Below are 1,493 nucleotides of genomic sequence, written 5' to 3' on the forward strand. Positions count from 1 at the left end.
GAGCAGACCCGCGCGGATATTGCGCGTGCCTTCGAGGAAGCCATTGTCGACACCATGATCATCAAGTGCCGCCGTGCCCTGCAGGCCAGCGGTGCAAAGCGCCTGGTGATCGCCGGTGGCGTGGGCGCCAACAAGCGTCTGCGTGCAGAGTTGGCCGCGGCGGGCGACAAGGATGGATTTCGCGCGTATTTTCCGCGCCTGGCCTTTTGCACCGACAACGGCGCCATGATTGCGCTGGCCGGGGCGATACGCCTTGCGCATGGCCAGCACCAGGACGCATCGGTACAGGTGTTTCCGCGCTGGGATCTGGAGAGCCTGCCGCCGGCATGACGGCGACAGGGGACCCACCCGCTTGCGCAGGTGGATCCGCCTACAGCGCGTTAGTTGGCCTGCTTGCTCTGTCCGGTCAGCGTGCGCGTGTTCTGCTCGATCCGGCCAAAGGTGAGCAACTGCAGCACCAGGATCAGCAGCAGCAACGGGCCGCCGGCACGCAGCAGCGAACGCCAGGCGGCGTCCTGCTTTTCTTTGTGCGCGACCGCGCCGGTGGCGTCGGAATCATCGCGGTTGGCTTGTTTGGTGAACGCGGCGTCGTACTGCGATACGGCGTCGTTGACGATGCCCATGGGGGTTACGTCCTCGTCGCTGGACCACGCATCGTCCTTCTTTGCCGCGGGCGGGTTCAACAAGGCTTCGACCTTGGCGTCGGTGAGCGTGCGTTCCAGCGCGTCGGCCAGGCCGTTGGCGTAGGCGGCCTTCATCGCATCGGCGTCGAAATAGTTGACGTTGTCGTGGATGGTGGAGAGCACGCTGTCCACATCGGCGTCTTCCTTGGATACCTCGTGCTTGCGCGCAAAGGCGTCGATGGCCTTGCTCATGCGCTCGTAGGCGGCGCGGTTGGGGTCGTCGGCGCTGATGCCGTTGTCGGGCTTGCCGCCCTGGCTGGCGATCACGCGCTTGACCAGGTCGTCGCCACTGATCGTGGGCGCAACCTGCGTGGCGGCGGCCTTGGCTTCCGGTTCGGTAGCGGTGGCGCGCTGCCAGTTCACCAGCGTGGTGGCCGCCACGGCGAGCAGGGCGAGGGTGAGTACGGCGGTGAGCAGGCGGATCAGGCCGCCGTAGAGGCTTTCGAGTTTCTGCAAGAACGTCATGTGATTTCCTTATGCGTGAAGTGCGAAAAGCAGGTTCCGGCCCGCGCCGGTGGGCGCGTTACGACGTCGTGGAGTCGAATGGGGCGGCGCTCGCACGCTGAGAGGGCGTGCGGGGGATAGCGGAGCCGGGCGCGCGCGCCGTTCCATCGTTACAATGGCGCACGCTTAGACAAGTGTAGGTTTATCGCATGCACCTGTCTCCAACCTAGCAACGGGTGCTTGATTCCCATGGATATCGTCTTCATCGAAGACCTGCGCATCGACGCCGTCATCGGCATCTACGACTGGGAGCGCCGTGTGCGCCAGACGCTGTCGCTCGACATCGAGATGGCGTTCGACAACACC

General features: G+C 64.8%; 2 protein-coding genes and 1 pseudogene. 2 read left to right on the forward strand and 1 reads right to left on the reverse strand.

All coding sequences use genetic code 11. The annotated features are described in order from the left end of the window. Positions 1-330: pseudogene (locus JHD67_RS21315) on the forward strand (tRNA (adenosine(37)-N6)-threonylcarbamoyltransferase complex transferase subunit TsaD); the annotation flags it as partial. A 50-nt stretch (positions 331-380) separates the two neighbouring features. Here JHD67_RS21315 and JHD67_RS21320 read toward each other — a convergent pair. After that, complete coding sequence (locus JHD67_RS21320; RefSeq protein ID WP_199101148.1) at positions 381-1,148, reverse strand: hypothetical protein; 768 nt, start codon at positions 1,146-1,148, stop codon at positions 381-383. A 228-nt stretch (positions 1,149-1,376) separates the two neighbouring features. Here JHD67_RS21320 and JHD67_RS21325 point away from each other — a divergent pair. Continuing rightward, positions 1,377-1,493: dihydroneopterin aldolase (locus JHD67_RS21325; protein ID WP_199101149.1), on the forward strand; the 117-nt coding region annotated here is incomplete at its 3' end.

This window comes from Dyella sp. ASV21 (assembly GCF_016428975.1).
Taxonomy (GTDB): Bacteria; Pseudomonadota; Gammaproteobacteria; order Xanthomonadales; family Rhodanobacteraceae; genus Dyella.

Coding starts and splice junctions, on each gene's coding strand:
- JHD67_RS21320 (WP_199101148.1), bottom strand. CDS start 1,148: ATGACGTTCTTGCAGAAACTCGAAAGCCTCTACGGCGGCCTGATCCGC.